At 61.4% G+C, this 24,511-nt stretch carries 18 protein-coding genes and 1 pseudogene; 2 read left to right on the top strand and 17 right to left on the bottom strand.

The window, feature by feature from the left end; translation table 11 throughout:
* Positions 1-65 precede the first annotated feature (65 nt).
* From gcvP to arcD (ACW9HX_RS02645), 8 genes are all read right to left on the bottom strand, one after another.
* A complete protein-coding gene (gene gcvP / locus ACW9HX_RS02680; protein ID WP_457379406.1) occupies positions 66-2,918 on the bottom strand; it encodes an aminomethyl-transferring glycine dehydrogenase in 2,853 nt (950 codons plus the stop codon).
* A gap of 10 nt (positions 2,919-2,928) precedes the next feature.
* Positions 2,929-3,312: a glycine cleavage system protein GcvH gene (gcvH, locus tag ACW9HX_RS02675; RefSeq protein ID WP_457379405.1), complete on the bottom strand. Its 384-nt coding sequence runs from the start codon at positions 3,310-3,312 to the stop codon at positions 2,929-2,931.
* Positions 3,313-3,743: 431 nt separating this feature from the next.
* Positions 3,744-5,252 carry a sigma-54-dependent transcriptional regulator gene (locus ACW9HX_RS02670; protein ID WP_249490675.1) on the bottom strand — a complete coding sequence of 503 codons (1,509 nt, stop codon included), beginning with the start codon at positions 5,250-5,252 and terminating at the stop codon, positions 3,744-3,746.
* Positions 5,253-5,506: 254 nt separating this feature from the next.
* Positions 5,507-5,869, bottom strand: a complete 363-nt coding sequence (locus ACW9HX_RS02665; RefSeq protein WP_457379404.1) for a DUF5064 family protein — start codon at positions 5,867-5,869, stop codon at positions 5,507-5,509.
* Between the two features lie 64 nt (positions 5,870-5,933).
* Positions 5,934-6,863, bottom strand: a complete 930-nt coding sequence (gene arcC, locus ACW9HX_RS02660; protein WP_457379403.1) for a carbamate kinase — start codon at positions 6,861-6,863, stop codon at positions 5,934-5,936.
* A gap of 177 nt (positions 6,864-7,040) precedes the next feature.
* Complete coding sequence (locus tag ACW9HX_RS02655; RefSeq protein ID WP_457379402.1) at positions 7,041-8,051, bottom strand: ornithine carbamoyltransferase; 1,011 nt, start codon at positions 8,049-8,051, stop codon at positions 7,041-7,043.
* A 69-nt stretch (positions 8,052-8,120) separates the two neighbouring features.
* Positions 8,121-9,377 (bottom strand): arginine deiminase, encoded by a 1,257-nt coding sequence (gene arcA, locus ACW9HX_RS02650; protein ID WP_457379401.1) that lies wholly within the window; start codon positions 9,375-9,377, stop codon positions 8,121-8,123.
* A 35-nt stretch (positions 9,378-9,412) separates the two neighbouring features.
* Complete coding sequence (gene arcD, locus ACW9HX_RS02645) at positions 9,413-10,840, bottom strand: arginine-ornithine antiporter (RefSeq protein ID WP_457379400.1); 1,428 nt, start codon at positions 10,838-10,840, stop codon at positions 9,413-9,415.
* Between the two features lie 437 nt (positions 10,841-11,277).
* Here arcD (ACW9HX_RS02645) and arcD (ACW9HX_RS02640) point away from each other — a divergent pair, with 437 nt between their 5' ends.
* Both arcD (ACW9HX_RS02640) and ACW9HX_RS02635 read left to right on the top strand, forming a co-directional pair.
* Positions 11,278-12,705, top strand: a complete 1,428-nt coding sequence (arcD, locus tag ACW9HX_RS02640; protein WP_457379399.1) for an arginine-ornithine antiporter — start codon at positions 11,278-11,280, stop codon at positions 12,703-12,705.
* Positions 12,702-13,553 (top strand): DNA-3-methyladenine glycosylase family protein, encoded by an 852-nt coding sequence (locus ACW9HX_RS02635; RefSeq protein WP_457379398.1) that lies wholly within the window; start codon positions 12,702-12,704, stop codon positions 13,551-13,553. The genes arcD (ACW9HX_RS02640) and ACW9HX_RS02635 overlap by 4 nt, the downstream gene beginning before the upstream one ends.
* A gap of 246 nt (positions 13,554-13,799) precedes the next feature.
* Here the strand turns inward: ACW9HX_RS02635 and ACW9HX_RS02630 are convergent, their stop codons facing one another.
* The 9 genes and pseudogenes from ACW9HX_RS02630 to gap form a co-directional block, all read right to left on the bottom strand.
* A complete protein-coding gene (locus tag ACW9HX_RS02630) occupies positions 13,800-15,149 on the bottom strand; it encodes a CoA transferase (RefSeq protein ID WP_457379397.1) in 1,350 nt (449 codons plus the stop codon).
* A gap of 197 nt (positions 15,150-15,346) precedes the next feature.
* The gene (locus ACW9HX_RS02625; RefSeq protein ID WP_457379484.1) at positions 15,347-16,102 is read right to left on the bottom strand and encodes a methyl-accepting chemotaxis protein; all 756 of its coding nucleotides are present in this window, start codon (positions 16,100-16,102) and stop codon (positions 15,347-15,349) included.
* 102 nt (positions 16,103-16,204) lie between these two features.
* Positions 16,205-17,212: pseudogene (locus tag ACW9HX_RS02620) on the bottom strand (PDC sensor domain-containing protein); the annotation flags it as partial.
* A 453-nt stretch (positions 17,213-17,665) separates the two neighbouring features.
* Positions 17,666-18,061 carry a YbaN family protein gene (locus tag ACW9HX_RS02615; protein ID WP_096818265.1) on the bottom strand — a complete coding sequence of 132 codons (396 nt, stop codon included), beginning with the start codon at positions 18,059-18,061 and terminating at the stop codon, positions 17,666-17,668.
* Positions 18,062-18,223: 162 nt separating this feature from the next.
* The gene (locus ACW9HX_RS02610) at positions 18,224-18,820 is read right to left on the bottom strand and encodes a biliverdin-producing heme oxygenase (RefSeq protein WP_457379396.1); all 597 of its coding nucleotides are present in this window, start codon (positions 18,818-18,820) and stop codon (positions 18,224-18,226) included.
* A 111-nt stretch (positions 18,821-18,931) separates the two neighbouring features.
* Positions 18,932-21,517 (bottom strand): TonB-dependent receptor, encoded by a 2,586-nt coding sequence (locus ACW9HX_RS02605; RefSeq protein WP_457379395.1) that lies wholly within the window; start codon positions 21,515-21,517, stop codon positions 18,932-18,934.
* A 122-nt stretch (positions 21,518-21,639) separates the two neighbouring features.
* Entirely contained in the window at positions 21,640-22,605 is a 966-nt protein-coding gene (locus ACW9HX_RS02600) for a FecR family protein (RefSeq protein WP_457379394.1), read from the bottom strand.
* Positions 22,606-22,729: 124 nt separating this feature from the next.
* Positions 22,730-23,248 carry an RNA polymerase sigma factor gene (locus tag ACW9HX_RS02595; RefSeq protein WP_457379393.1) on the bottom strand — a complete coding sequence of 173 codons (519 nt, stop codon included), beginning with the start codon at positions 23,246-23,248 and terminating at the stop codon, positions 22,730-22,732.
* Between the two features lie 102 nt (positions 23,249-23,350).
* A complete protein-coding gene (gene gap, locus ACW9HX_RS02590; RefSeq protein WP_096818258.1) occupies positions 23,351-24,352 on the bottom strand; it encodes a type I glyceraldehyde-3-phosphate dehydrogenase in 1,002 nt (333 codons plus the stop codon).
* Between the last annotated feature and the right edge of the window lie 159 nt (positions 24,353-24,511).

The following is a 24,511-nucleotide window of genomic DNA, read 5'->3' as shown; positions in this document are numbered from 1 at the left end:
CGGTTTCTTGTTATAGGCACATCAGGCACGCATGAAAGGGGCGGGCGAACCCGCCCCCTTACAGGTCAAGCGTAGCTTTCGATCGACGGGCAGGCGCAGACCAGGTTGCGGTCGCCGAACACGTTGTCGACGCGACCGACCGGCGGCCAGTACTTGCCTTCGATCAACGACGCCACCGGGTACACCGCCTGCTCGCGGCTATACGGGTGAGTCCACTCGCCCACCAGTTCCGCTGCGGTGTGCGGAGCGTTCTTCAGCGGGTTGTCGTCCTTGTCCAGCGTGCCGTTCTCTACAGCGCGGATTTCTTCGCGGATGCGGATCATGGCATCGCAGAAGCGGTCCAGTTCTTCCTTGGATTCGCTTTCGGTCGGCTCGATCATCAGCGTGCCGGCCACCGGGAACGACATGGTCGGGGCGTGGAAGCCGAAGTCGATCAGACGCTTGGCGACGTCATCGACGCTGATGCCGCTGCTGTCTTTCAACGGACGCAGATCCAGGATGCACTCGTGCGCCACCAGACCGTTGCTGCCGGTGTACAGCACCGGGTAGTGCTCTTCCAGGCGACGGGAAATGTAGTTGGCATTGAGGATCGCCAGTTGCGAAGCGCGCTTCAGACCTGCGCCACCCATCATACGAATGTACATCCAGGTGATCGGCAGAATGCTCGCGCTGCCGAACGGTGCTGCGCAGACCGCGCCTTCCTTGCGTTCCATGTGGCCATGGCCCGGCAGGAACGGGGTCAGGTGCGATTTCACGCCGATCGGGCCGACGCCCGGGCCGCCACCGCCGTGAGGGATGCAGAAGGTTTTGTGCAGGTTCAGGTGCGAGACGTCGCCGCCAAACTTGCCCGGTGCGCAGAGGCCGACCATCGCGTTCATGTTGGCGCCGTCGATGTACACCTGGCCGCCGTTGTCATGAATGATTCCGCAGATTTCGCGGATGCCTTCTTCGAACACGCCGTGGGTCGACGGGTAAGTGATCATCAGCGCGGCGAGGTGTTCGCGGTGCTCGATGGCCTTGGCGCGCAGGTCTTCGATGTCCACGTTGCCACGGGCGTCGCACGCGGTCACGACCACACGCATGCCGGCCATGTTGGCGGTCGCCGGGTTGGTGCCGTGGGCGGACGACGGGATCAGGCAGATGTCACGACGGTCTTCGCCACGGCTCTGGTGATAGGCACGGATTGCCAGCAGACCGGCGTACTCACCCTGGGAACCGGCGTTCGGCTGCAGCGAGATTGCGTCGTAGCCGGTGGCGGCACAGAGCATCGCTTCCAGTTCATCGGTCAGTTGCTGGTAACCGGCGCTTTGCTCGGCCGGGGCGAACGGGTGCAGGGCGCCAAACTCGGCCCAGGTCACCGGGATCATTTCGCTGGCGGCGTTGAGCTTCATGGTGCACGAGCCCAGCGGGATCATGGTGCGATCCAGGGCCAGGTCCTTGTCCGCCAGTTTGCGCAGGTAGCGCATCAGCTCGGTTTCCGAGTGATAACGGTTGAACACCGGGTGACTGAGGATCGGCGACTGACGAACCAGCGAAGCCGGAAGCGTGCTTTGCGCGGCAGCGGCGAGAGCTGCGAAATCAGGCAGAGTCTTGCCGTCGGCGAACAGGCCCCACAGGGTTTCGATATCGGCCTGGGTAGTGGTTTCGTCGACCGACAGGCCCAGACGCTGGGCATCGATCACGCGCAGGTTGATCTGTTGGGCGCGGGCCTTGTCATGCAGTGCAGCAGTTTGCGCGCCGGTGGCCAGGGTCAGGGTGTCGAAGAAGCTGGCTTGCTCGACGGTCACGCCCAGTGCGCTCAGGCCCTTGGCCAGGATCGCGGTCAGGTGATGCACGCGGTTGGCGATTTGGGTCAGGCCTTTCGGGCCGTGGTACACGGCGTACATGCTGGCGATGTTGGCCAGCAGCACTTGCGCGGTGCAGATGTTCGATGTGGCCTTCTCGCGGCGGATGTGTTGCTCGCGGGTCTGCATCGCCAGACGCAGGGCCGGCTTGCCGAAACGGTCAACCGAGACACCGACCAGACGGCCCGGCATGTCGCGCTTGAACGCATCTTTGGTGGAGAAGTAAGCGGCGTGCGGGCCACCGAAGCCCAGTGGTACGCCGAAGCGTTGCGCGCTGCCGATGGCTACGTCCGCGCCGAACTCGCCCGGCGGAGTCAGCAGGGTCAGGGCCAGCAGGTCGGCGGCCACGGCCACCAATGCGTTGGCGGCGTGGAAGCGTTCGGTCAGTTCGCGGTAGTCGAACACATCACCGTTGCTGGCCGGGTATTGCAGCAGCGCGCCGAAGAATGGCGTCACGTCGGTCAGTTCACGCTCGTCGCCGACCACCACTTCAATGCCCAGAGGCTCGGCGCGGGTGCGCAGCACGTCGAGGGTTTGCGGGTGGCTGTGGATCGAGGCGAAGAACTGGTGGCTGCCCTTGTTCTTGCTCAGGCGTTTGCAGAAGGTCATGGCTTCGGCAGCGGCGGTGGCTTCGTCGAGCAGGGAAGCGTTGGCGATCGGCAGGCCGGTGAGGTCGCTGATCAGGGTCTGGAAGTTCAGCAGCGCTTCGAGACGGCCTTGGGAAATTTCCGGCTGGTACGGGGTGTAAGCGGTGTACCAGGCCGGGTTTTCCAGCAGGTTGCGCAGGATCGGCGACGGCGTGTGGCAGTTGTAGTAGCCCTGGCCGATGTAGGTCTTGAACAGTTGGTTCTTGCCAGCGATGCCTTTGATCATTGCCAGGGCATCGGCTTCGCTCAGGCCGTCATCCAGACCGAGCACACTGGTGCCCTTGATGCTTTCCGGGATGACGCTGGCGCTCAGGGCTTCCAGCGAGTCGAAGCCGAGGCTGTTGAGCATGGCCTGCTCGTCACCGGCGCGCGGGCCGATGTGACGGGCGATGAATTCGTTGGCGGTGCCGAGATTTACTTGGGTCATGTCAGGTTCCTCAGGCTTCGGCTTGTGCTTTGATCAGACGGTCGTAGGCGTCCTGATCCAGCAGCTGGGCGACGGCGGAAGCGTCGGATGGCTTGAAGCGGAAGAACCAGCCTTCGCCCAGCGGATCTTCGTTGACCAGTTCAGGGCTGTCTTCCAGGGCCGGGTTGGTGGCCAGGACTTCACCGTCCAGTGGCATGTACACGCCGCTGGCGGCTTTTACCGATTCCACGGTGGCGGCTTCGGCGCCTTGCTCGTACGCCTGCAATTCAGGCAGTTGCACGAACACCACGTCGCCCAGAGCGTTCTGCGCGAAAGCGGTGATGCCAACGGTGACAGAGCCATCGGCTTCGGCGCGCAGCCATTCGTGATCTTCAGTAAAACGCAACTCGCTCATGGAATCTCCTAGGGGCCAGACTCGTCTGGTGGACGCGGTGGAATACCTGGGCGCAAAGCCCTGATTTTATGAGCGGTTACTTAGCAAGAACGCGGCCAATGTAAAAATATCGTTATAAATCAACAACTTGATATTTATTCGGTGAGCGACGGAGAGAGGGTGTGTAGCGAAATCGCTACAGCTTGGGGCGAAGAAAAAAGCTGAACTGGATCAAAGCCTTGCACAGCGGTGATCAGAGGAGGCTGTATCGATATCGTTCCACTGTAGCGCTTTCAGTACAGATGGAGGTCGCTTTTGAACGGATTTCCAATCTGCCACATACCCTGTGGGAGCGGGCTTGCTCGCGAATGCGGTGTGTCAGTCACCATAAATGCTGGCTGACCCGACGCCTTCGCGAGCAAGCCCGCTCCCACATTTTTGACCGCGCTCGACTACGGTTTGTTGGGGATGCCGTATTTGCGCAACCGATGGGCAATCGCCGTGTGCGAGGTCTGCAAGCGGCTGGCCAGTTGGCGGGTCGAGGGATAGCTGACGTAGAGCTTCTCCAGCAGCGATTTTTCGAAGGCTTCCACGGCTTCTTCCAGGCTGTCGACGTCGGTGTCGGTCTGGCGTGCCACCGAGGTGCCGGCGATGTCGAGGTCGCCGATGTCCACGAGGCTGCTTTCGCAGATCGCGGCGGCGCGAAAGATCACGTTCTGCAACTGCCTCACGTTGCCCGGCCAGCGGTTGCCGAGCAGTGCCGGGTAAGTGCCCGGGGCGAGGCGGCAGACCGGGCGCTGAATCTGCGCGCAGGCCTGCTGCATGAAGTAACGCGCCAGCAGCAGAATGTCCTGACCGCGTTCGCGCAGCGGTGGCACTTCGACGTTGAGCACATTGAGGCGGTAGAACAGGTCTTCGCGGAACAGGCCTTCGCTGACCATTTTTTCCAGGTCGCGGTGGGTGGCGCTGAGGATGCGCACGTTGACCTTCACTTCGCGATCACCACCCACCCGACGGAAGCTGCCGTCGTTGAGGAACCGCAGCAGTTTGGCTTGCAGGTACGGCGACATTTCGCCGATCTCGTCGAGAAACACCGTGCCCTGGTTGGCCAGTTCCATCAGCCCCGGCTTGCCGCCCCGTTGTGCGCCAGTGAAGGCGCCGGGGGCGTAGCCGAACAGTTCACTCTCGGCGAGGTTCTCCGGCAGGGCCGCGCAGTTCAGCGCCAGGAACGGCGCGCTGTGGCGGGTGCTGATGGCGTGGCAGGCGCGGGCTACCAATTCCTTGCCGGTGCCGGTTTCGCCCTGAATCAGCAGCGGTGCATCGAGAGCCGCGACGCGTTGCGCGCGGGCCTTGAGCGTGCGGATCGCCGGGGATTCGCCGAGCAGCGCATCGAAACCTTCGGCATGGTCGTGGTGCAGCGCCGAGAGTTGTTCGCCAATGCGGTTCGGTTGATACAGGGTCAGCAGGGCGCCGGCGTCGGTGATCGGCGTGGCGTCCAGCAACAGGGTCTGGCCATTGACGGTGATTTCCCGCAGCGGCAGGCGGAAGCCTTGTTCGAGCAAAGTTTCGAGCAGGCCCGGGTCGTTGAACAGTTCCGAGACGCTTTCGCCCGCCGGCTCGCGACCGTACAAGGCGATCAGCGCCGGGTTGGCCAGCAGCACCTTGCCGGCGCTGTCCAGCGCCAGTACCGGATCGGTCATTGCCGCGAGCAACGCGTCGAGCTGCAAGTGCCGACGCTGGCCGGGGAGGATGTCGACCACTACCACGGCTTCCACGCCGCGCACCCGGAACAGCGCGTCCTTCAACTCTTCGAGCACTTGCGGGCTGAGGGTCGGGGCGTCGATGTAGACGTTCGGCGGGACCATTTCCACCGCATCCAGATTGAGGTTGCGCCCACCGAGTATCGCCAGGACTTCCTGGGTGATGCCGACGCGGTCGATGAAGCTGACGTGGATACGCATGGAGTGGTTCTGGGTTCTGGAGTGCGGAGGGGGGCAAGTATGCCTTGATGGGGGACTGGGGTGAAATCTTGAGATCGGCGTCGTGCTTGAAATCCACCCCTCTCCCCAGAGGGGAGAGGGGGAAAGGGAGCAGATCGGGGGCTTTTCAAAACTTGAGTTCGGCTCGCTATTTCAGGTCGGTGTACCTTGAGCGAGCAACTCGGTCAGTCCCCTCTCCTTCCGGGAGAGGGTTAGGGTGAGGGGGGCTTTTGGGGTTACTCGAAATGCTCGGGATTGACCGGATCCCCGGATTTCATATTCAACTGCTCACGGATGTCTTCAAACATCAAATCGTAATGTTTGTGCACCGAGCCGATCTGGCTGTGGCTCTTGGGGATACCGTACTTTTCGGCAATCTGTGTGACGTTGCGCGCGAAGTTGTAGGCCTCTTCCTTGGGCAGAAAGAACGGTTCGTTGACCTCTTTGCCCTGGATGGTTCCAAGCAGCCGGAACTGTATCCCTTTGCCTTTTTGCGGATCCTGCGACACCTCGTATTCGAGGCGGATGTTGTAGTTGACGTCATCCTGGGTCAACGCGTGCCGTTCGATGTGCAAGTGACCGGGTTCGAACTGGGCCATGGTGTTCTCTCCTTTCAAGGCATGGGAGAAGGGCAGACCCTGGGTCTGCCCCCGGTATTTCTGGTTATCGGTAGGTGATGCCTGGCGCGGCGGTGCTGACCCGCGTACCGGCGGTGCCCTGGACGATGGCTTCGATGTCCGCCAGCGAACCGATCACCGCAACCTTGCCAGTATGGCGTGCAAATTCACAGGCTGCCTGCACCTTCGGCCCCATGGAGCCGGCGGCGAAGCCCAGGCGTTCGAGTTCGTCCGGGTGGGCCTGGGCGATGGCTTTCTGGGTCGGTTTGTTGAAGTCGATGTAAGCGGCGTTGACGTCGGTGGCGATCACCAGCAAATCCGCTTCCAGCTGTTCGGCGAGCAGCGACGAGCACAGGTCCTTGTCGATCACCGCTTCAATCCCTTTGAGATTGCGCTTCTCGTCATACATGGTCGGGATGCCACCACCGCCGGCGCAGATCACGATGCTGCCCTTGTCCAGCAGCCACTTGATCGGGCGGATTTCGAAGATGCGTTTCGGCCGCGGGCTGGCCACCACACGACGGAATTTGTCGCCATCCGCCGCAATCGCCCAGCCTTTTTCGGCAGCGAGTTTTTCCGCTTCGGCTTTCTCGTAGACCGGGCCGATCGGTTTGGTCGGGTTCTTGAAGGCCGGGTCGTTGGCATCGACTTCGACCTGGGTGAGCAGGGTGGCGAACGGGACTTCGAAGTCCAGCAGGTTGCCCAGTTCCTGTTCGATGATGTAGCCGATCATGCCTTCGGTTTCGGCACCGAGCACGTCCAGCGGGTAAGGGGTGACAGAGGTGTAGGCCGCTGCCTGCAACGACAGCAGGCCGACTTGCGGGCCATTGCCGTGGGCGATGACCAACTGGTTGCCGGGATGAATCTTGGCTATTTGCTCGGTGGCGATGCGGATGTTGGCGCGCTGGTTGTCAGCGGTCATCGGCTCACCACGGCGGAGCAGGGCGTTACCGCCCAGAGCTACGACGATACGCATGGTTTTGGTCCTTCTAAAAAGCACTTGGGTCTGACAGAGCGAGCGCGGTCATTGTGGGAGCCGGGCTTGCCCGCGATGGCGCCGGATCAGTCAGCATTGTCGTTGGCTGACACACCGCTATCGCTGGCAAGCCAGCTCCGACAGTGACCTTGTCGTGTCAGTGAGAGCTGCGCCGGTTTACAGATCAGCCAGGGTCGACACCAGAATCGCCTTGATGGTGTGCATGCGGTTTTCCGCTTGCTCGAAGGCGATGCAGGCCGGCGACTCGAACACGTCGTCGGTCACTTCGATGCCGTTGGCCAGGTGCGGATACTGTTCGGCAATCTGTTTGCCGACCTTGGTATCACTGTTGTGGAACGCCGGCAGGCAGTGCATGAACTTGGTGCGCGGGTTGCCGGTGGCTTTCATCAATTGCGCGTTGACCTGATACGGCAGCAACTGTTCGATACGCTCGGCCCAGGCTTCAACCGGCTCACCCATCGATACCCAGACGTCGGTGTGGATGAAGTCCACGCCCTTGACCGCGGCTTTCGGGTCTTCGGTCAGGGTGATGCGGGCGCCGCTTTCCTCTGCGTATTTTTTGCAGCGATCCACCAGATCGTCGTGGGGCCACAGGGCTTTCGGCGCGCAGATGCGCACGTCCATGCCCAGTTTGGCGCCGACCAGCAGCAGCGAGTTGCCCATGTTGTTGCGGGCGTCGCCCAGGTAGGCGTAGCTGATCTCATGGATCGGCTTGTCGGCGTGCTCACGCATGGTCAGGACGTCGGCGATCATCTGGGTCGGGTGATATTCATCGGTCAGACCGTTGAATACCGGTACGCCGGCGAACTTGGCCAGTTCTTCGACGATTTCCTGCTTGAAGCCACGGTACTCGATGGCGTCGTACATGCGACCCAGCACGCGGGCTGTGTCCTTCATGCTTTCCTTGTGGCCGATCTGCGAGGAATTCGGGTCGATGTAGGTGACGTTGGCGCCCTGGTCATAGGCTGCAACTTCGAACGCGCAACGGGTGCGGGTCGAGGTTTTTTCGAAGATCAGGGCGATGTTGTTGCCCTTCAGGTGTTGTTGCTCGGTGCCGGTGTACTTGGCGCGTTTGAGGTCGCGGGACAGGTCGAGCAGGTAGCGCAGCTCACGTGGGGTGTGGTGTTCCAGGCTGAGCAGGTTACGGTTGTGAATGTTGAACGCCATGATGATTCTCCTTGGATTCGGTAATCGGCCCGGCCGCGACAGGGTCAGTGCGGCCGGGGAGATGGTCGTTTAGTAGTCGATTGGGTCGCGGATGATCGGGCAGGTCATGCAGTGGCCGCCGCCACGGCCACGGCCCAGTTCGCCGGCGCTGATGGTGATGACTTCGACCCCTGCCTTGCGCAGCAGGGTGTTGGTGTAGGTGTTGCGGTCGTAACCGATGACCACGCCCGGTTCCACGGCCACCACGTTGTTGCCGTCATCCCATTGCTCGCGTTCGGCGGCGAAGCTGTTGCCGCCGGTTTCCACCACGCGCAGGTTCGGCAGGTTCAGCGAATTGGCCACGACTTCGAGGAACGTTTTGTTCTCCCGTCGTACGTCCAGACCGTAAGGTTTGCTTTCGTCAGGACGGATGATGAACGGCACGATTTCCTTGACCACTTCCGGGAAGATCGTGACCAGGTCGCGGTCGCAGAAGCTGAACACGGTGTCCAGGTGCATCGCCGCGCGGGATTTCGGCAGGCCGGCGACCACGACTTTTTCCACCGCGCCTTTGGCGAACAGCGATTGCGCGAGTTGGCCGATGGCCTGACGCGAAGTGCGCTCGCCCATGCCGATCAACACCACGCCATTGCCGATCGGCATGACGTCACCACCCTCGAGGGTGGCTTTACCGTGGTCCTTGTCCGGGTCGCCGTACCAGACTTCGAAGTCGGCGCCGGTGAAGTCGGGGTGGAATTTGTAGATGGCGGTAGTCAGCAGGGTTTCCTGACGACGGGCCGGCCAGTACATCGGGTTGAGGGTCACACCGCCGTAGATCCAGCAAGTGGTGTCGCGGGTGAACTGGGTGTTGGGCAGCGGGTCGAGCAGAAAGCTGGAATGGCCCAGGTAGTCGCGGTACATCTTGATCACGCTGGCGCCTTCGCTGTCCGGCAGATCCTCGCCGGCCACGCCGCCAATCAGGAACTCGGCGAGTTTGCGTGGCTCCAGGCTTTCGAGCCAGCTGCGCACTTCGTTGGTCAGACCGACGCCGACGGTGTCGGGGGTGATCTTGCGATCCAGAATCCATTTCAGTGCTTCGGGGTTGGAAACGATGTCGGTCAGCAGGTTGTGCATTTCCAGCACTTCGATCCCGCGCTCGCGCATCTTGGTCACGAAGTCGAAGTGGTCACGCTTGGCCTGGTTGACCCAGATGACGTCGTCGAACAGCAGTTCATCGCAGTTGCTCGGGGTCAGCCGCTGATGGGCCAGACCTGGGGAGCAAACCATGACTTTGCGCAGTTTGCCGGCTTCGGAATGGACGCCGTACTTAACTTTTTCCGTGGTCATTTCAGTGTTCCTCCAGATGACAAATCAATCAGGGGTTACAGAGTCAGGAAGCCGTCGTAGAGACCGTAGGCAGCCACCAGGGCACCCACGACCACCGCGGCGAAAATCAGCTTCTCGACGTTGGTGAAAACCGGTTGTTTGAGTTCCAGCTTGGCCTTGGCGAACAGGATCGCGCCGGGCGCATAGAGCAGGGCCGAGAGCAGCAGATATTTCACGCCGCCGGCATAGAGCAACCAGACCGCATAGATCAGGGCGATGCCGCCGATGATCAGGTCCTTGCGCCGTTCGGCCGCGAAGCCTTCGTAGCTTTCGCCGCGTACCGCCAGCAGCAGGGCGTAGGCCGCCGACCACAGGTACGGCACCAGAATCATCGAAGTGGCGAGGTAGATCAGCGACAGGTAAGTGCTGGCCGAGAACAGGGTGATGATCAGGAACAGCTGCACCATCGCGTTGGTCAGCCACAGGGCGTTGACCGGCACATGGTTGGCGTTTTCCTTGCGCAGGAACTCCGGCATGGTGTGGTCCTTGGCGGCGGCGAACATGATCTCCGCACACAGCAGCACCCACGACAGCAGCGCCCCCAGCAGCGAGATGATCAGGCCGACGCTGATCAGCACCGCGCCCCAGTGACCGACCACGTGCTCCAGCACGGCGGCCATCGACGGGTTCTGCAGTTTGGCCAGTTCCGGTTGGGTCATGATGCCCAGCGACAGCACGTTCACCAGCACCAGGAACAGCAGCACGGTGATGAAACCGATCACGGTGGCCTTGCCGACGTCCGAACGTTTTTCCGCCCGGGCCGAGAAGATGCTCGCGCCTTCGATGCCGATGAACACCCACACGGTGACCAGCATCATGTTGCGCACCTGGTTCATCACGCTGCCCAGATCCGGGTTTTTCACGCCCCAGATGTCGGCGGTGAAGATGTCCAGTTTGAAGGCGAAGATCGCGATCAGGACGAACAGCAGCAATGGCACGACCTTGGCGACGGTGGTCACCAGGTTGATGAACGCCGCTTCCTTGATCCCGCGCAGTACTAGAAAGTGCACGGCCCACAGCAGCACCGAGGCGCCTATTACCGCCGCAGGAGTGTTCCCCTCCCCAAATAGCGGGAAGAAGTAGCCGAGGGTGCTGAACAGGAGTACGAAGTACCCCACGTTGCCCAGCCAGGCGCTGATCCAGTAACCCCAGGCGGACGAGAAACCCATGTAGTCGCCGAAACCGGCCTTGGCGTAGGCGTAGACACCGCCATCCAGGTCAGGTTTGCGATTGGCGAGGGTCTGGAAGACAAAGGCGAGGGTGAGCATGCCGACGGCGGTGATGGCCCAACCGATCAGCACGGCGCCGACGTCGGCGCTGGCGGCCATGTTTTGTGGCAAAGAGAATATCCCGCCACCGATCATTGATCCGACTACCAGGGCAACCAGTGCACCTAGTCGTAGTTTTCCGGGAGCTTCAGACATTGCATGACTCCATTGCAGGAGAGAAGAGTTCACAGCGTAGATCTGTTGACTGTTCAAACAGCTGACATAGATCAGTGCATGGCCACATTCCATTGTTAATGAATGACTTATGAAACCACTGGAGGCATAAAGCTACTGTCTGGAAGGCCCGTCCCAGAGGCCTTTGGTCGAATTGATTGGGAATGGATCCTATTACTTTCGAGTTATCACGCTAGTTGCTTTTCGGGTTTTGGCAAATTTTTCACATCTGTTTTCAGTACAGAATTGATTTATTAGGATCGGCGCACAAAACTGACTTAACGTGCTAGGCGTTAGCGTCATCCGCTATATATAAGTGGGCGTTTGTTGGCATTACCTGATAAACGTCTTCGACTGTTAGCCGTTTAGTTAATAGTTGTTACAAATAAAACCTCACCACATCTTTCAAGGAGATTTGTATGTCGCAACCGACGCAAAAGCTGCGCCTTGGCGCGCTGATCGCCCTGGTGGTGGGGTCGATGATTGGCGGGGGGATTTTCTCCTTGCCGCAGAACATGGCGGCTCGTGCCGATGCCGGCGCCATCCTGATCGGCTGGGGAATTACCGCCATCGGCATGCTGACCCTGGCGTTCGTGTTCCAGACCCTGGCCAACCGCAAGCCGGAGCTGGATTCCGGCGTCTACGCCTACGCCAAGGCCGGGTTTGGCGACTACATGGGGTTTTCTTCGGCGTGGGGTTACTGGATCAGCGCCTGGCTGGGCAACGTCGGGTATTTCGTGTTGCTGTTCAGCACCCTCGGCTACTTCTTTCCGGTGTTCGGCCAGGGCAACACGCCGATTGCCATCGGTTGCGCTTCGGTGCTGCTGTGGGCCGTACATTTTCTGGTGATGCGCGGGATCAAGGAGGCGGCGTTCATCAATCAACTGACCACCGTAGCCAAGATCGTGCCGCTGGTCATGTTCATCGTCATCGCTGCCGTGGCGTTCAAGGCTGACGTGTTTACCCGCGACATCTGGGGCCGCAGCAATCCGAATTTCGGCGGGGTGATGGATCAGGTGCGCAACATGATGCTGGTCACGGTGTTCGTATTCATCGGCATCGAAGGCGCCAGCGTGTATTCGGCGCGGGCCGAGAAACGGGCGGACGTCGGACGGGCCACGGTCATCGGTTTCATCGGTGTGCTGGCGCTGCTGGTGCTGGTCAACGTGCTGTCGTTGGGGATCATGAGCCAACCAGAACTGGCGACCCTGCAGAATCCGTCGCTGGCGGCGGTGCTGGAACACATCGTCGGGCCGTGGGGCGCGCTGGCGATCAGCATTGGCCTGGCGGTTTCGTTGCTCGGTGCGCTGTTGTCCTGGGCGTTGCTGTGTGCCGAAATCCTGTTTGCCACGGCCAAGGACAAGACCATGCCGGCGTTCCTGAAAAAGGAAAATGCCAACCATGTACCGGTCAACGCTTTGTGGCTGACCAACGTGATGATCCAGATTTTCCTGCTGATCACGCTGTTTTCCGCCGGCACTTACACCAGCCTGATCTACCTCGCGTCGTCGATGATCCTGGTGCCATACCTGTGGTCGGCGGCCTATGCGGTGCTGCTCAGCGGGCGCGGCGAAACCTATGAACATGCCTCGGCCGAACGTACCAAGGACCTGCTGATCGGCGGCATCGCCCTGTGCTACGCGGTGTGGTTGCTGTACGCCGGTGGGGTGAAATACCTGCTGTTGTCGGCGCTGCTCTATGCGCCGGGAGTGATCCTGTTTGCCAAGGCCAAGCATGAGCAGGGCGAGCCGTTGTTCACGACCATCGAGAAGGGCATCTTCACCTGTGTGATCGCCGGGGCCGGGCTGGCGGCCTACGGCTTGTACAGCGGTTTGCTGTCGCTGTGAGGCTGCGGCTCGAATACCAGGCGCCTTACGACTGGCCGGCGATGCTCGGGTTTCTTGCGGCGCGGGCGGTGGTCGGGATGGAGGCCGTGATCGATGGCGTGTATTCGCGCAGCATCGGTCTGGACGGTGTGCATGGCACAGTTTTGGTCTGGCCCGGTGACGGTGATGCGCTGGAGGTCGAGCTGGATTTCCCGGGTCCGTCGGCGGTTCCCGAGATTGTTGCGCGCTTGCGACGGATGTTTGATCTGGATGCGGATTTGCCGACGATGCAGCGGCATCTGGCGACGGATCCGCTGCTGGCGCGGCTGATCGCCGAGCGCCCGGGATTGCGGGTGCCGGGGGCGTGGGATGGTTTGGAGCTGGCGTTTCGGGCGGTGCTGGGGCAGCAGATTACTGTGGTCGGGGCGATCCAGTTGGCGGGGAAACTGCTGGCGCAGTATGGCGAGCCTTTGCGTTCTGCGGTGCCGGGCCTTACTCACGTCTTTCCTCAGACAAAGGTTTTGGCGAACGCTGATCTGGCGGCGCTGGGCATGCCGAAAAGTCGCGGGCGCACCTTGTCCGGGGTGGCGCAGGCGTCGCTGGACGATCCACTGCTGTTTGCCTGCGGGACGGCGCGGTTGCTGGCGTTGCACGGAATTGGCGACTGGACGGCGCAGTACATCGCGCTGCGACAGTTGCGGGATATGGACGGGTTTCCGACTGGCGATGTGGGGTTGCTTCGGGCACTGGAGGTGTTGGAAGGGGAGCGGATGACGGCGCGGGGGTTGTCTGCCCGCGCCGAGATTTGGCGACCGTTTCGGGGGTATGCGGCGCAGGTGTTGTGGACTTCTTTGAGTCGCTTTGACTGATTTTGTGGTGTGCGGCTTGAGATCGCTGCCCTCACCCTAACCCTCTCCCGGAGGGAGAGGGGACCAGACCGAGGCGTCTTTCGATATGCGTACACCTGAAAAGGTCGTGTCGATTTTGGATTCGGCTCGAAAGTGTCAAGTCGGCGTACTTCTCAAATATCCTCCAATCGGCTCCCTCTCCCCCCGGGAGAGGGCTGGGCGGGCGGCGTTCCGATGAGGGCAGCGATCTCAAGCGATGCACAAATCTCAGAGCCACCGTGGTTGATGCGATCCCAATTCAGTGGCCGGTAAGGCCCACTCCAACGGAGTTCCAGCAATACGCAGCGGCGCTTGAAGCCGATGCGCCGGCCCCCAGGGCGTCTGTTCCACCTGCAAACCCTGATCCTGCTCATCCTCCGGACGCAATGCTTCGTCCGTCTCAGCCCCATGCTCAATCAACAACTTCGCCGTCCGCGCCAGCGACAATCGCGCGGTCCCACCTCGACCACTGCGCAGCCTCTCGTCCAGCAACCTGATCGCACTCGTCGCCATCAGATACCCCGTCGCATGATCCAGCGCCTGCACCGGCAACGGCGTCGGCTTGTCCGCCTGCTTCCAGCGCTGTCCCGCTTCGGCAATCCCGCTGCTCATCTGTACCAGGCTGTCGAAGCCCCGGCGGTTCTGCCACGGGCCGCTCCAGCCGTAGGCATTGAGGCAGACGTCGATCAGCCCCGGTGCCAGTTGCCGGCGACGTTCGGCGCCGAAACCGAGATGCTCCAGCGCATCGGCGCGGTAGCCGTGCAGCAGAATGTCGGCGTCCTTGAGCAGACCTTCGAACACGGCACGATCTGCCGGTTGATGCAGATCCAGCCGCGCGCAGCGCTTGCCGAGGGTCACCTCCGGCACCACGCCGGGCTCGTTCCAGGTCGGCGGGTCGATGCGCAGGACATTGGCGCCGAGCCCCGCGAGAAAGCGGCTGGCAGTGGGGCCGGCGAGGACGCGGGTCAAATCGAGCACCTTGAGCCCGGCCAATGGCTGCGACACCGAGCCTTGCCAGGGTTGATGGCTTTCGTCTTTCCCATCACTGAAATGCACCAGCGGTTCCGCATTCACCGCCAGGCCTTGCGGGTGTTTCTGCCACTGCGCCCAACTGCGCATTTCGGCGGCGCAGCCCTTGGCCTCGACCACCGCTTGTTCCAGACCGGCACTGTCCCATTGCGCGACTTTCGCCGCCATCGCTGCGCGGTCGGCGCAGGCACCCAGTACGCTTTCGGCGGCGGCGCGGTGATGCGGGGCGTTGGTGTGCAGGCGGATCCAGCCGTCCTTCGTTGCGTAGTCGCCGGCGACCGGATCCCACAGTGGCGGCACTTCCCAGCCGATCGGCCGTAGCGAAGTGGCAAACCAGAACGAGGCGAGGCGGCGGTCGACTTCAAGAGCAGGCAAGTCTCCGGTTTGCTGCTGGAGCAGTTCCGCGACCGCTTGCCCGGCAGCGGCAATGCTCGCGCAGGCAAGGTCGGTGACGGCAAACGCGGAGGGCAGAGCGCCCTCGGCGGTGAACGGAATCGGCGTGCGGGACAAGCCGAGTGCGGCTTGAATGGACGTGAGCAGATCAGTCATCGAAGGCCCTCCGGAACGAGAGGGCAGAATAGTGCAAAACGCTGTTGGCTTAGATGAAATCCCCGATTTGCCGGACATCACCGGTCCCTGTGGGAGCTGGCTTGCCAACGATTACGGTGTGTCAGGCAATAATGTATCGACTGATCTACCGCCATCGCTGGCAAGCCAGCTCCCACAGGGATTCAGGGCGACTGCGATTACACGCGGAACTGATCCATCAATTTCATCTGCTGACTGGCCAATGCATTGAGCTGGCTGCTGATCGCCGCCGATTCGGTGGCCTGCTCGGTCAGGGTTTCGGTGACGGTACGGATCGCCGAGACGTTGCGGTTGACCTCTTCGGCCACGGCGCTTTGCTGTTCGGCGGCGCTGGCGATTTGCAGGTTCATGTCGCTGATCACAGTGACCGCGTCGCTGATCTTGCCGAGAGCGTCCACGGCCTGGCGGATTTGCCCGGCGTTTTTGTGGGCCTGGGTCTGGCTCGAGTGCATGGTGGCGACCACGCCACGGGTGCCGGTCTGGATGCGTTCGATCACCACGCGGATTTCTTCCACCGAATCCTGAGTACGCTTGGCCAGGTTACGCACTTCGTCGGCAACCACCGCAAAACCACGACCGCTTTCACCGGCACGGGCCGCTTCGATCGCGGCGTTCAGCGCCAGCAGGTTGGTCTGTTCGGCGATGCTGCGGATCACTTCCAGCACCGAGCCGATCTGCTCGCTGTTGATCGCCAGTTCCTCGACTTCGGTCACCGCTTTGCTGACTTCTTCAGCCAGTTGATTGATGTCGCGGGTGCTGCGCTCGATGATCGACATCCCGTCCTTGGCCGACTGGTCGGCGCCTTTCGCGGCGTTGGCGGCGTTCGAGGCGCTGTTGGCCACGTCGTGGGCGGTGGCGCTCATTTCGTTCGACGCGGTGGCCACCTGATCGATCTCGCGGAACTGCACCTGCATGCCTTCGCTGGTCTGGCGGGCGATTTCCGACGACTGATCGGCGGTGCCACGGGCCTCGGTGATGCTCTGTTTGATCTGGGCGATGGTGGGTTGCAGCTTGTCGAGGAAGCGGTTGAACCAGTTCACCAGTTCGCCCAGTTCATCCTTCTTGGTGTAGTTCAGACGCTGGGTCAGGTCGCCCTCACCGCTGGCGATGTTCTTCAGCATCTCGGCAACGCTGTTGATCGGTCGGGTCACGCCCGAGGCGGTCAGCCAGATCAGCACAAGGCCGATCAGGCCGGCGATCACGGCCACCGACAACGCGGTGATCGTGCCGGTTTTCTGAGCGTCGTCGAGCACCGCTTGCAGCTTGACCGAGTCGGCCAGAAGCACTTGTTTCGGCAGGTCGATGACCACGCCCCAGGCCCGGGAATTGCCGATCGGATCGACCGGGTACACGGCGCGGATCAGGTCGCCCTGTTCGAGAATCTTCGGCGTGCCGGCGCTCAGCAATTGCAGGATGTCCTTGCCTTCGGTGCCAAGGGTTTCGGCGATGCCTTTGCCGACCTTGGTAGCGTCGGTGCTGTAGGCACCGAGTACGCCGCTGCCGGAGACGATCAGCATGTGCCCGGCACCGTTGAACAGTTCGCGCTGGGAACCCACGGCCGCCGCTTGCAGGGCGTCGAGGGCGATGTCGATGCCGACCACGCCGATGGCTTTGCCGTCCACCAGCAGCGGCACGGAAATGGTGGTCATGAGCATTTCCTTGCCACCCACAGTGTCGGCGTAAGGGTCGAGCAGGCAGGTGCGCTTGTTGTCGCGAGGGCAGGTGTACCAACTGTTGTAGGGCGTGCCGCTGACGCTGAGGGTGGTCTTGGTCATGTCTTCTTCGACCATGATCGTGTTCAGCGCAGACCCGGCGGCGCGGCTCCAGTAGGTAGCGAAGCGCCCGGCTTCGTTGGACTGGCGCGCGGCGTCATTGACGAACTCGCTGTCCTTGCCGTCCAGGCCGTTGGGTTCGAATGCCAGCCAGATGCCGAGCACCTTGCTGTTGCGCTCGAACGCGGTTTTCAGGCTCAGGTTCAACTCTTCACGCAAGGCGCCAGCGTCCAGCGAACGCTTGGCGGCCATGACGCGCATGTCCTTGATCTGGTCGGCCAGCGCAGTGATCACCAGCAGGCTCTCGCCGAAGGTTTTCTGCACCTGTACCGCCTGTTCGGCAGCCTTGGCCTGCAGCAGGTCCTGCACGCTGGCGGTGAGCATCTTGCTGCTCGACTCGCTGACCAGATCGTCGTTCTGGTTGGTCTGGTAGATATTGATGCCGACGATCAGCGCAACCACGCCGAGCAGGCACAGGCCCGACAGCAGGACGATTTTCAGGCGAATGGACAGAGAGTCGAACATGGGATGTTCTCGCGAATGAATGAACGGTTGGCTACGGGGCACGGAATTGCCCGGTTCGCCAAATCCATTCAGCGCCATTCAATGCTCATCGGCGCGGGGCGAGGGGGCATGAGGGCCAGGCCGACGAACGGTCACGGCTAAACGTTTGCGCGGGCAAATGCCCTGAAAAGAAGGGAAAAATCAGGAAATCTTCGGCAACGCTTCCGGGCGCGACCAGATCCACAGGTTGCCCATCGTCATGCCGGCAATCGCCAGATAGACCGGCCAGCCGTGATCGAGCATCACCAGCATCAGCGTGGCGCACAGCAGCATGCTGACCGTGGCGCTGACCTTGGCCTTGCGGGCGATGATCTTGCCGTTGCGCCAGTTGCTCAGGATCGGGCCGAACAGCCGATGGTTTTCCAGCCAGGCGCTCAGGCGCGGCGAACTGCGGGTCGCGGCCCAGGCGGCGAGCAGGATGAACTCGGTGGTCGGCAGGCCGGGCACGACGATGGCGATCAGGCCGATGCCGAGGCTGACATAGGCGAGCAGGCCGAACAGCAGGCGGGCGAGTCTGGAAGAGGCGGGTTGGGGCATGGGCTCGAAGTGCGTGAGGCGAAACGGGGATTCTACAGACTTGCGCTGTTCTCATGTGGGAGCGGGCTTGCTCGCGAAAGCGGCGTATCAGTCACCTTCAATGTTGAATGACAGATCCCATTCGCGAGCAAGCCCGCTCCCACATTGGGGAGTCGCGTGGCTTCAGGCCGGTTCGGCTTCCGTGGCGTAAGCCTGTTCCAGCAGCACGGTGAAACGGTTGAACGCGTCGATCGCGCCTTGCTCCACTTCGGCTTCCTCTTCAGCGCTGAATTGCAGCGAATCGAGGGTGCGCACGAAGCGCTTCCAGCCTTCGGCGCGACCGCCTTCAGGCTCGCCCAGGTGACGGGCGCCGAAGGTTTCGCTCAGGTCCAGCGCGACGGCGCGTTTGATCAGGAATGCTGCGCCAAGCTTGGAGCCCTCGGAGACGAAGATCCAGCCCAGGGCGCGGGCCTTGCTCGGGTTTTTCACCGCACCGGCTACCGGGCCAGGCACTTCGGTGTCCAGGTCGGCAAGGTCGGCCTTGGCCGCTTCGGCGCGGCAGCGGGCCGGCAGGTCAGGGACGATGGCGGTCAGTTCGGCATCGTTGTACAGCGACACCAGTTCCGACTGGAACAGGTACTGCGCGACCACGAAACGGGCGAAATTGGCGCGGGTCTCGAACGGCGCGTGCGCCTTGACCAGTGCATCGAGCTTGCTGTGCGGCTCGTGGGTGATCTGGTTCAGGCGTTGCGAACGCAGGGCTTTTTCCGGGGTGCTCATGAGATGTCCTTGAAAAGAAGAGGCGCTTGATAACGAGACGTACGGGCAAGCGCCGGACAGTAAAAAAACCTCACGACGCGGCAATGCACACGCGCCGTGAGGTCGGCCGGATCAGATATCCCAGACCAGGTTGATCGCAAAGTTGCGACCCGGCTGGGTCAGGCGATCGAGGTTGGCCGGGCTGAGGACGGCGGCTTCGCCGACGCTGTCGTAACCGCGCACGTCATCCCACAGCCAGTACTTCTTGTCGGTCAGGTTGTAGATGCCGCCGCTGACGGTGACGTCGTCGGTGACTTTGTAGAACCCGGTCAGGTCGAGAATGCCGAAGCCCGGCGACTTGAACTGGCTGCTGACGCCGTCCGGCGACTTGAAGTTGCTGTCGTCGACGCGATCCTTCTTCTTGACCACGGTCCAGCTCAGCAGGCCGCCGTAGTTGTCCTGGTCATAACCGAGGCCGAACACGCCGGTCAGCGGGTTGACGCTGTTGAGCGGCTCGCCGGTGTCGTTGTTGCGACCGTAGGCGTAGGCAATCGAGCCCTGGGTGTACAGACCTTGCGGTGCGCCGAACGAATCCAGGTTCAGACGACCTTTGACTTCGGCACCCTTGATAGTGGCGTGCTTGATGTTGTTGGTCTGGAATGTCAGCTCGCTGTAGCCCGGGGTGACGGCGTCTTCGTTGATGAAGTCGCGGTACTTGTTATAGAACACCGCCACGTCGAACGAGCCTTGCTCGAAGTTGCCGCGCAGACCGGTTTCGTAGCTTTTGCTTTTCTCCGGTTCAAGGTTCGGGTTCGGCGCCACGTTGTAGCCGGTGGTGCTGTTCTCGAAGCGGCCGTACAGCGCTTTCGCAGTCGGGGTGCGGAAGCCTTCGGCGTACTGGCCGTACCAGGTGTAGTTCTCGGTCAGGGCGTAGGTCAGGCCGAATTTCGGCGAGACTTTATGCCAGGTCTTGTTCTCGTCGCTGACCGTGCCTTTGCCGTCGGCGGCCACGGTGTTGAGGAATTCCTGAGTGATGTGCGGCTTGAGCTGGGTGTAGTCGTAGCGCAGGCCCGGCAGGAATGTCCATTTGTTCCAGCTGATCTGATCCTGGGCGAACAGGCTGTAGGTATTGATGGTCGGGTCCGGGAAGTCGCTGGATTTCTTCAGCACATCGGCCGCACTGGTGGCTCCGATGGCGGTGCAGCCGCGACCGACTGCCAGGCACTTGCCGTCGCCGCTGCGCGAGCCGGTGACCTTTTGCTGTTTGATTGTGGTGCCGTAGGTCAGCACGTGATCGGTGTCACCGATGGCGAACGCCTTGTCCAGCTGCGCATCGAACACCCATTGTTTTTCCTCGTAGATCGTGTCGCGGGTACGCAACACTTTACGGGTCATCGGGTAGTAGAACTCTTCGGTGCTCTGGTCGGTCTTGGCAGTCTGGTGGTTGAGGCTCCACTTCACGTTGTCGGCCAGCAGGCTGTTGAGCTCGAAGCTGTGTTCCAGGCCGAAACGCTCGCGGGTGACGGTGTCGTTGCCAGTGCGCCATTGGTACATGCCGCCGGGCAGCACGCTGTTCGGGATCGTCGGGGCACCGTTGAAGTACGGACCGCCGTAAGCGCTTTTCTGATCGGTGTCGCGATCATCCTTGTACTTTTCGTAGGTCAGGCCCAGGCGCGAACCTTCGTTGTAGTTCCAGCCGATCTTGGCCAGTACGTTGCTCGTTTTCACGTCTTCCGGGTTGGCGGCGGTGCGCTCAAGGCCGGTGCCGTTGTTGCTGCCGTAGGAGTCGGTTTCATGGCCGTCGCGCTGGCTGTAGTGCAGCAAGCCGTCGAACTGCTCGGCGCGGCCGGCGACGGTGGCGGATTTCAGCCAGCTGTCGTCGGCGGAGCTGTAGCCGGTTTTCAGGCGGGCGCCGACGTCTTTGCCGGGCTTGATGATGTCATCCGGGTCGAGGGTGTAGTAGCTGACCGCGCCGCCGATGGCGTTGCTGCCGTACAGCACCGAGGCCGGACCGCGAAGGATTTCCACGCGTTTGACGATTTCCGGGTCAACGTAATTGCGCTGGGTCTTGGCGTACGGGCCGTTGAAGAAACCGTCCGGCACTTCGACGCCGTCCACCTGAGTCAGGATGCGGTCACCGTCGATACCGCGAATGTTGTAGCCGCTGATCCCGCCGCGCTGGCCGGCACCGCCGACGGAGACGCCCGGCTCGTAGCGCACCAGATCCTTGATGGTGTTGACGTTGTTGCGGTCCAGATCCTGACGGGTCTGCACGGTGACGGTAGCCGGCACGCTGTTCACCGACTGTTCCTGACGGGTGGCGCTGATGGTCACCTGATCGAGGTTGAGTGCGCCGCTGTTGTTGCGTTTTTCCAGCACGACGTTGTTGTTGCTGATTTTGCGGAAGCTCAGGTTGGTCCCCACCAACAGGCGCTCCAGGGCTTTTTCCGGTGGCAGCGAGCCGCGCACGCCCGGCGATGACACGCCTTGACCTAGTTCCGCCGGCAAGCCGACCTGCCAACCTGTAACGGTGGTGAACGCGTTGAGCGCCGACACCAGCGGTTGCTGGCCGATGGCGAACGAGTAATCGCCCATGTTGCGTGCCGGTTGCTCGGTGGCAGCCATCAGCGGTGCGGTGCCGGCCATCAGGATGGCGGCGGTCAGCAGCGACAGCACGCGGGAAGGGGAGGAAGTCTGGCGGGTAAGGCGTGAGGACATCGATAGCGCTCCGTGTCGCACGAATCTTTATAGGTGCTGATTGGCATCGCGAGATGCGAATAAATTGCATTGGCTATAACGAGACGTACGAGCTTCGGCTATCGAGTAAAAATAATTCTCATTTAGTTCAAGATCACCAGCGCCGGGAATTCCTGAAGCTTGGCCGAGGTGATGTGAGCGAGCGAACGCACCACGTCCAGCGGCTGGTCGAGGCGGTAATTGCCGGTGACGGCGACGTCGGCCAACTGCTCGTTGGTGTTGATGATGAAGCCTGGATAGTAGCGGCGCAGTTCGGCCAGCACCTGGTTCAGCGGGCAGTTCTCGAAGATCAGCCGACCCTGTACCCACGCCAGATCCGTGGCGGCGTCGACTTTGGCCGGGCGGTCGAAGCCGTTCGGGCCGATTCGGATGCTTTCCCCGGCAGACAGACGCACCCGGGCATCGTCACGGGTCGCACGCAGATCGACATCGCCGCGCTGCACCCGCACCTGCGCCACGCCGTCCAGGTAACGCACGGCGAACGCGGTATCGCGCACGCTGGCCTTGACCGGGCCGGCGTCGATTTCCAGTGGCTGACTGCGACTGGCCGGGATCTCGAAAAACGCTTCGCCCTGATACAGCCGCGCAACTCGTTGGCGATCATTGATCGTGCTGGAGAAGGCGGAATTGGTGTTGAGCAGGACTTTCGAGCCGTCCTCGAGCTGCAAGCGTTGCCGCTCGCCGACCACGGTCAGGTGATCGGCCTGCAGACGCGTCGGCAGGTTGCTGAAACTGAACAGGCCGAGCAGCAATACGGCGGCGGTGGCCAGCGGTTTCCAGTGCGGGCGCAGGCGTGTGAGAACGGTGACTTTCTTCGGTTTGGCCGCGAGGTTCTGCGCGCATTGGGCGATTTGCGGGCCATCCCAGATTGCCTGGGCCTTGGCGAACGCCTGGGCATTCAATGGGTCGGCCGCCAGCCAGGCATGAAATTGCCGGGCCTGCTCCTCGTCCGGGCTGCCGAGCACGATGAGCCAGTCCAGAGCCTGGTCCATTGCGTTGGTGGCGTCCTGCGCCGTGTCGGGCGAAGGAGGGCGGTGGGTGTCCGTCACGGTGTTTCCTCGGCTGTGTCTGTGCACGGCTGTTTTTTTAGTGAAGCGTAAAAGTCGGGCAAGGGTAACAAAGGCCGATGATCAGTGCAGTCGATCCTGACTCCTGGAGAAAAAACCTACAGCATCAGTCGCCATTCAAGCGCTCGGCGACACCGATGCAAATGGTCATGATCAATTTGAGTTCTTTCTGCACCGTGCTGAGGGAAACGCTGAGTTCTTCGGCGATTTCCTGATAGCTGTGCCCGTGCAGGCGGCTGAGGATGAAGATTTGCTGCTGACGGGGGCTGAGTTCACCGAGGCTCACGTTCAGGCGCTCCAGCAATTGTTCGGCGTGGGCGGCGTCTTCGGCGCTGCTGGCGGGGGCGGCGATACTGTGTACGACGTCCTGCGGCACGTCGTCGAGCATGGTGCGCGAGTGAATCTTGCGCGCACGCAAATGGTCCAGCGCCAGGTTGCGCGCGGTCTGGAAGACAAAGGGTTCAAGGTGATCGATGGCCCGTTCGCTCAGCGCCCGGGTGACGCGCAGGTAGGTTTCCTGCAACAGGTCTTCGGCGGTGCTGTGGTTGTTGACCATCCGTTCCAGCGTTCGCAGCAGTGAAGTGCGCTGGGCGAGGAAAACGTGATTGAACTGCGACTGACTCACGGGAGAACCTGATCCATTTCGAGCGAATGATAATGCTTATCATCCGCCCGAGTGGTCAAGTGTTGATTTCAGATTGAAATCAAAAGCCTGTGGGAGCGAGTTTTATTCCGCGTTGCACAGCGCCAGGCAGTTATCGAGCATGCGGTTGGAGAAGCCCCATTCGTTGTCGTACCAGGCCAGCACTTTCAGCAGTTTGCCGCTGGATTTGGTGTGGTTGGCGTCGAAGATCGACGACAGCGGGTTGTGGTTGAAGTCGCTCGATACCAGCGGCAGGGTGTTGTAGCCGAGGATTTTCGAGTGTTGGCTCGCGGCTTTCATCAGCGCGTTCACTTCATCGGCCGAGGCTTCGCGCTTCAACTGCACGGTCAGGTCAACCAGCGACACATTGATCACCGGCACACGCACGGCCATGCCGGTCAGCTTGCCCGCCAGTTCCGGCAGTACCAGGCCCACGGCTTCGGCGGCGCCGGTTTTGCTCGGGATCATGTTCTGCGTGGCGGAACGGGCGCGGTACGGGTCGGTGTGATAGACGTCGGTCAGGTTCTGGTCGTTGGTGTAGGCGTGGATGGTGGTCATCAGGCCACTTTCGATGCCCAGTTCGCGGTGCAGCACCTGGGCCACCGGGGCCAGGCAGTTGGTAGTGCACGACGCGTTGGAAATGATCTGGTGCGACTGGCGCAGGATGTCGTGGTTCACGCCATAAACGACGGTGGCATCGGCGCCTTTGGCCGGGGCCGAGATGATGACTTTGCGCGCACCGGCAGTAATATGCGCGGCGGCTTTGGCCCGATCGGTGAACAGACCGGTGCATTCGAATACCACATCAATTTTTTCCGCAGCCCACGGCAACTCGGCCGGGTTGCGGATGGCGCTGACCGAAATGCGGTCGCCGTTGACGGTCAGACTCTCGTTGTCATGCGCAACTTCAGCATCGAATGTGCCGTGAACGGTATCGTATTTGAGCAAGTGCGCATTCATCGCGCTGTCGCCCAGATCGTTGATGGCGACGATCTGCAAATCCTGACGATAGCCTTGGGTATACAGTGCGCGCAGGACATTACGGCCGATGCGGCCAAAACCATTGATTGCGATTCGAAGAGTCATTGAACAGCGCCGCCGTCGTTTTGTTGTTGGAATTACAAGATTATTCGCATAAAAATAGAAAACAAGCCTTTTTAGTGGCAATATTTTGTTTTATCTACAACGAGTGACCTGAATCAACTGGTCCGAATGATCAAGAAAACCGTTCGTCATCCCACGCGA

It is taken from the genome of Pseudomonas sp. SDO52101_S400 (genome assembly GCF_054071635.1).
This window is presented reverse-complemented; position numbering and strand designations above follow the sequence as displayed.

What these genes read in the sequence shown, in the direction of transcription:
- ACW9HX_RS02630 (WP_457379397.1), bottom strand. Translation starts at nt 15,149, where the DNA reads ATGACTGATCTGCTCACGTCCATTCAAGCCGCACTCGGCTTGTCCCGC.
- arcA (WP_457379401.1), bottom strand. Translation starts at nt 9,377, where the DNA reads ATGACCACGGAAAAAGTTAAGTACGGCGTCCATTCCGAAGCCGGCAAA.
- arcD (WP_457379399.1), top strand. Translation starts at nt 11,278, where the DNA reads ATGTCGCAACCGACGCAAAAGCTGCGCCTTGGCGCGCTGATCGCCCTG.
- ACW9HX_RS02605 (WP_457379395.1), bottom strand. Translation starts at nt 21,517, where the DNA reads ATGTCCTCACGCCTTACCCGCCAGACTTCCTCCCCTTCCCGCGTGCTG.
- gcvH (WP_457379405.1), bottom strand. Translation starts at nt 3,312, where the DNA reads ATGAGCGAGTTGCGTTTTACTGAAGATCACGAATGGCTGCGCGCCGAA.
- ACW9HX_RS02655 (WP_457379402.1), bottom strand. Translation starts at nt 8,051, where the DNA reads ATGGCGTTCAACATTCACAACCGTAACCTGCTCAGCCTGGAACACCAC.
- gap (WP_096818258.1), bottom strand. Translation starts at nt 24,352, where the DNA reads ATGACTCTTCGAATCGCAATCAATGGTTTTGGCCGCATCGGCCGTAAT.
- ACW9HX_RS02625 (WP_457379484.1), bottom strand. Translation starts at nt 16,102, where the DNA reads ATGCAGGTGCAGTTCCGCGAGATCGATCAGGTGGCCACCGCGTCGAAC.
- ACW9HX_RS02610 (WP_457379396.1), bottom strand. Translation starts at nt 18,820, where the DNA reads ATGAGCACCCCGGAAAAAGCCCTGCGTTCGCAACGCCTGAACCAGATC.
- gcvP (WP_457379406.1), bottom strand. Translation starts at nt 2,918, where the DNA reads ATGACCCAAGTAAATCTCGGCACCGCCAACGAATTCATCGCCCGTCAC.
- ACW9HX_RS02615 (WP_096818265.1), bottom strand. Translation starts at nt 18,061, where the DNA reads ATGCCCCAACCCGCCTCTTCCAGACTCGCCCGCCTGCTGTTCGGCCTG.
- ACW9HX_RS02670 (WP_249490675.1), bottom strand. Translation starts at nt 5,252, where the DNA reads ATGCGTATCCACGTCAGCTTCATCGACCGCGTCGGCATCACCCAGGAA.
- arcD (WP_457379400.1), bottom strand. Translation starts at nt 10,840, where the DNA reads ATGTCTGAAGCTCCCGGAAAACTACGACTAGGTGCACTGGTTGCCCTG.
- arcC (WP_457379403.1), bottom strand. Translation starts at nt 6,863, where the DNA reads ATGCGTATCGTCGTAGCTCTGGGCGGTAACGCCCTGCTCCGCCGTGGT.
- ACW9HX_RS02665 (WP_457379404.1), bottom strand. Translation starts at nt 5,869, where the DNA reads ATGGCCCAGTTCGAACCCGGTCACTTGCACATCGAACGGCACGCGTTG.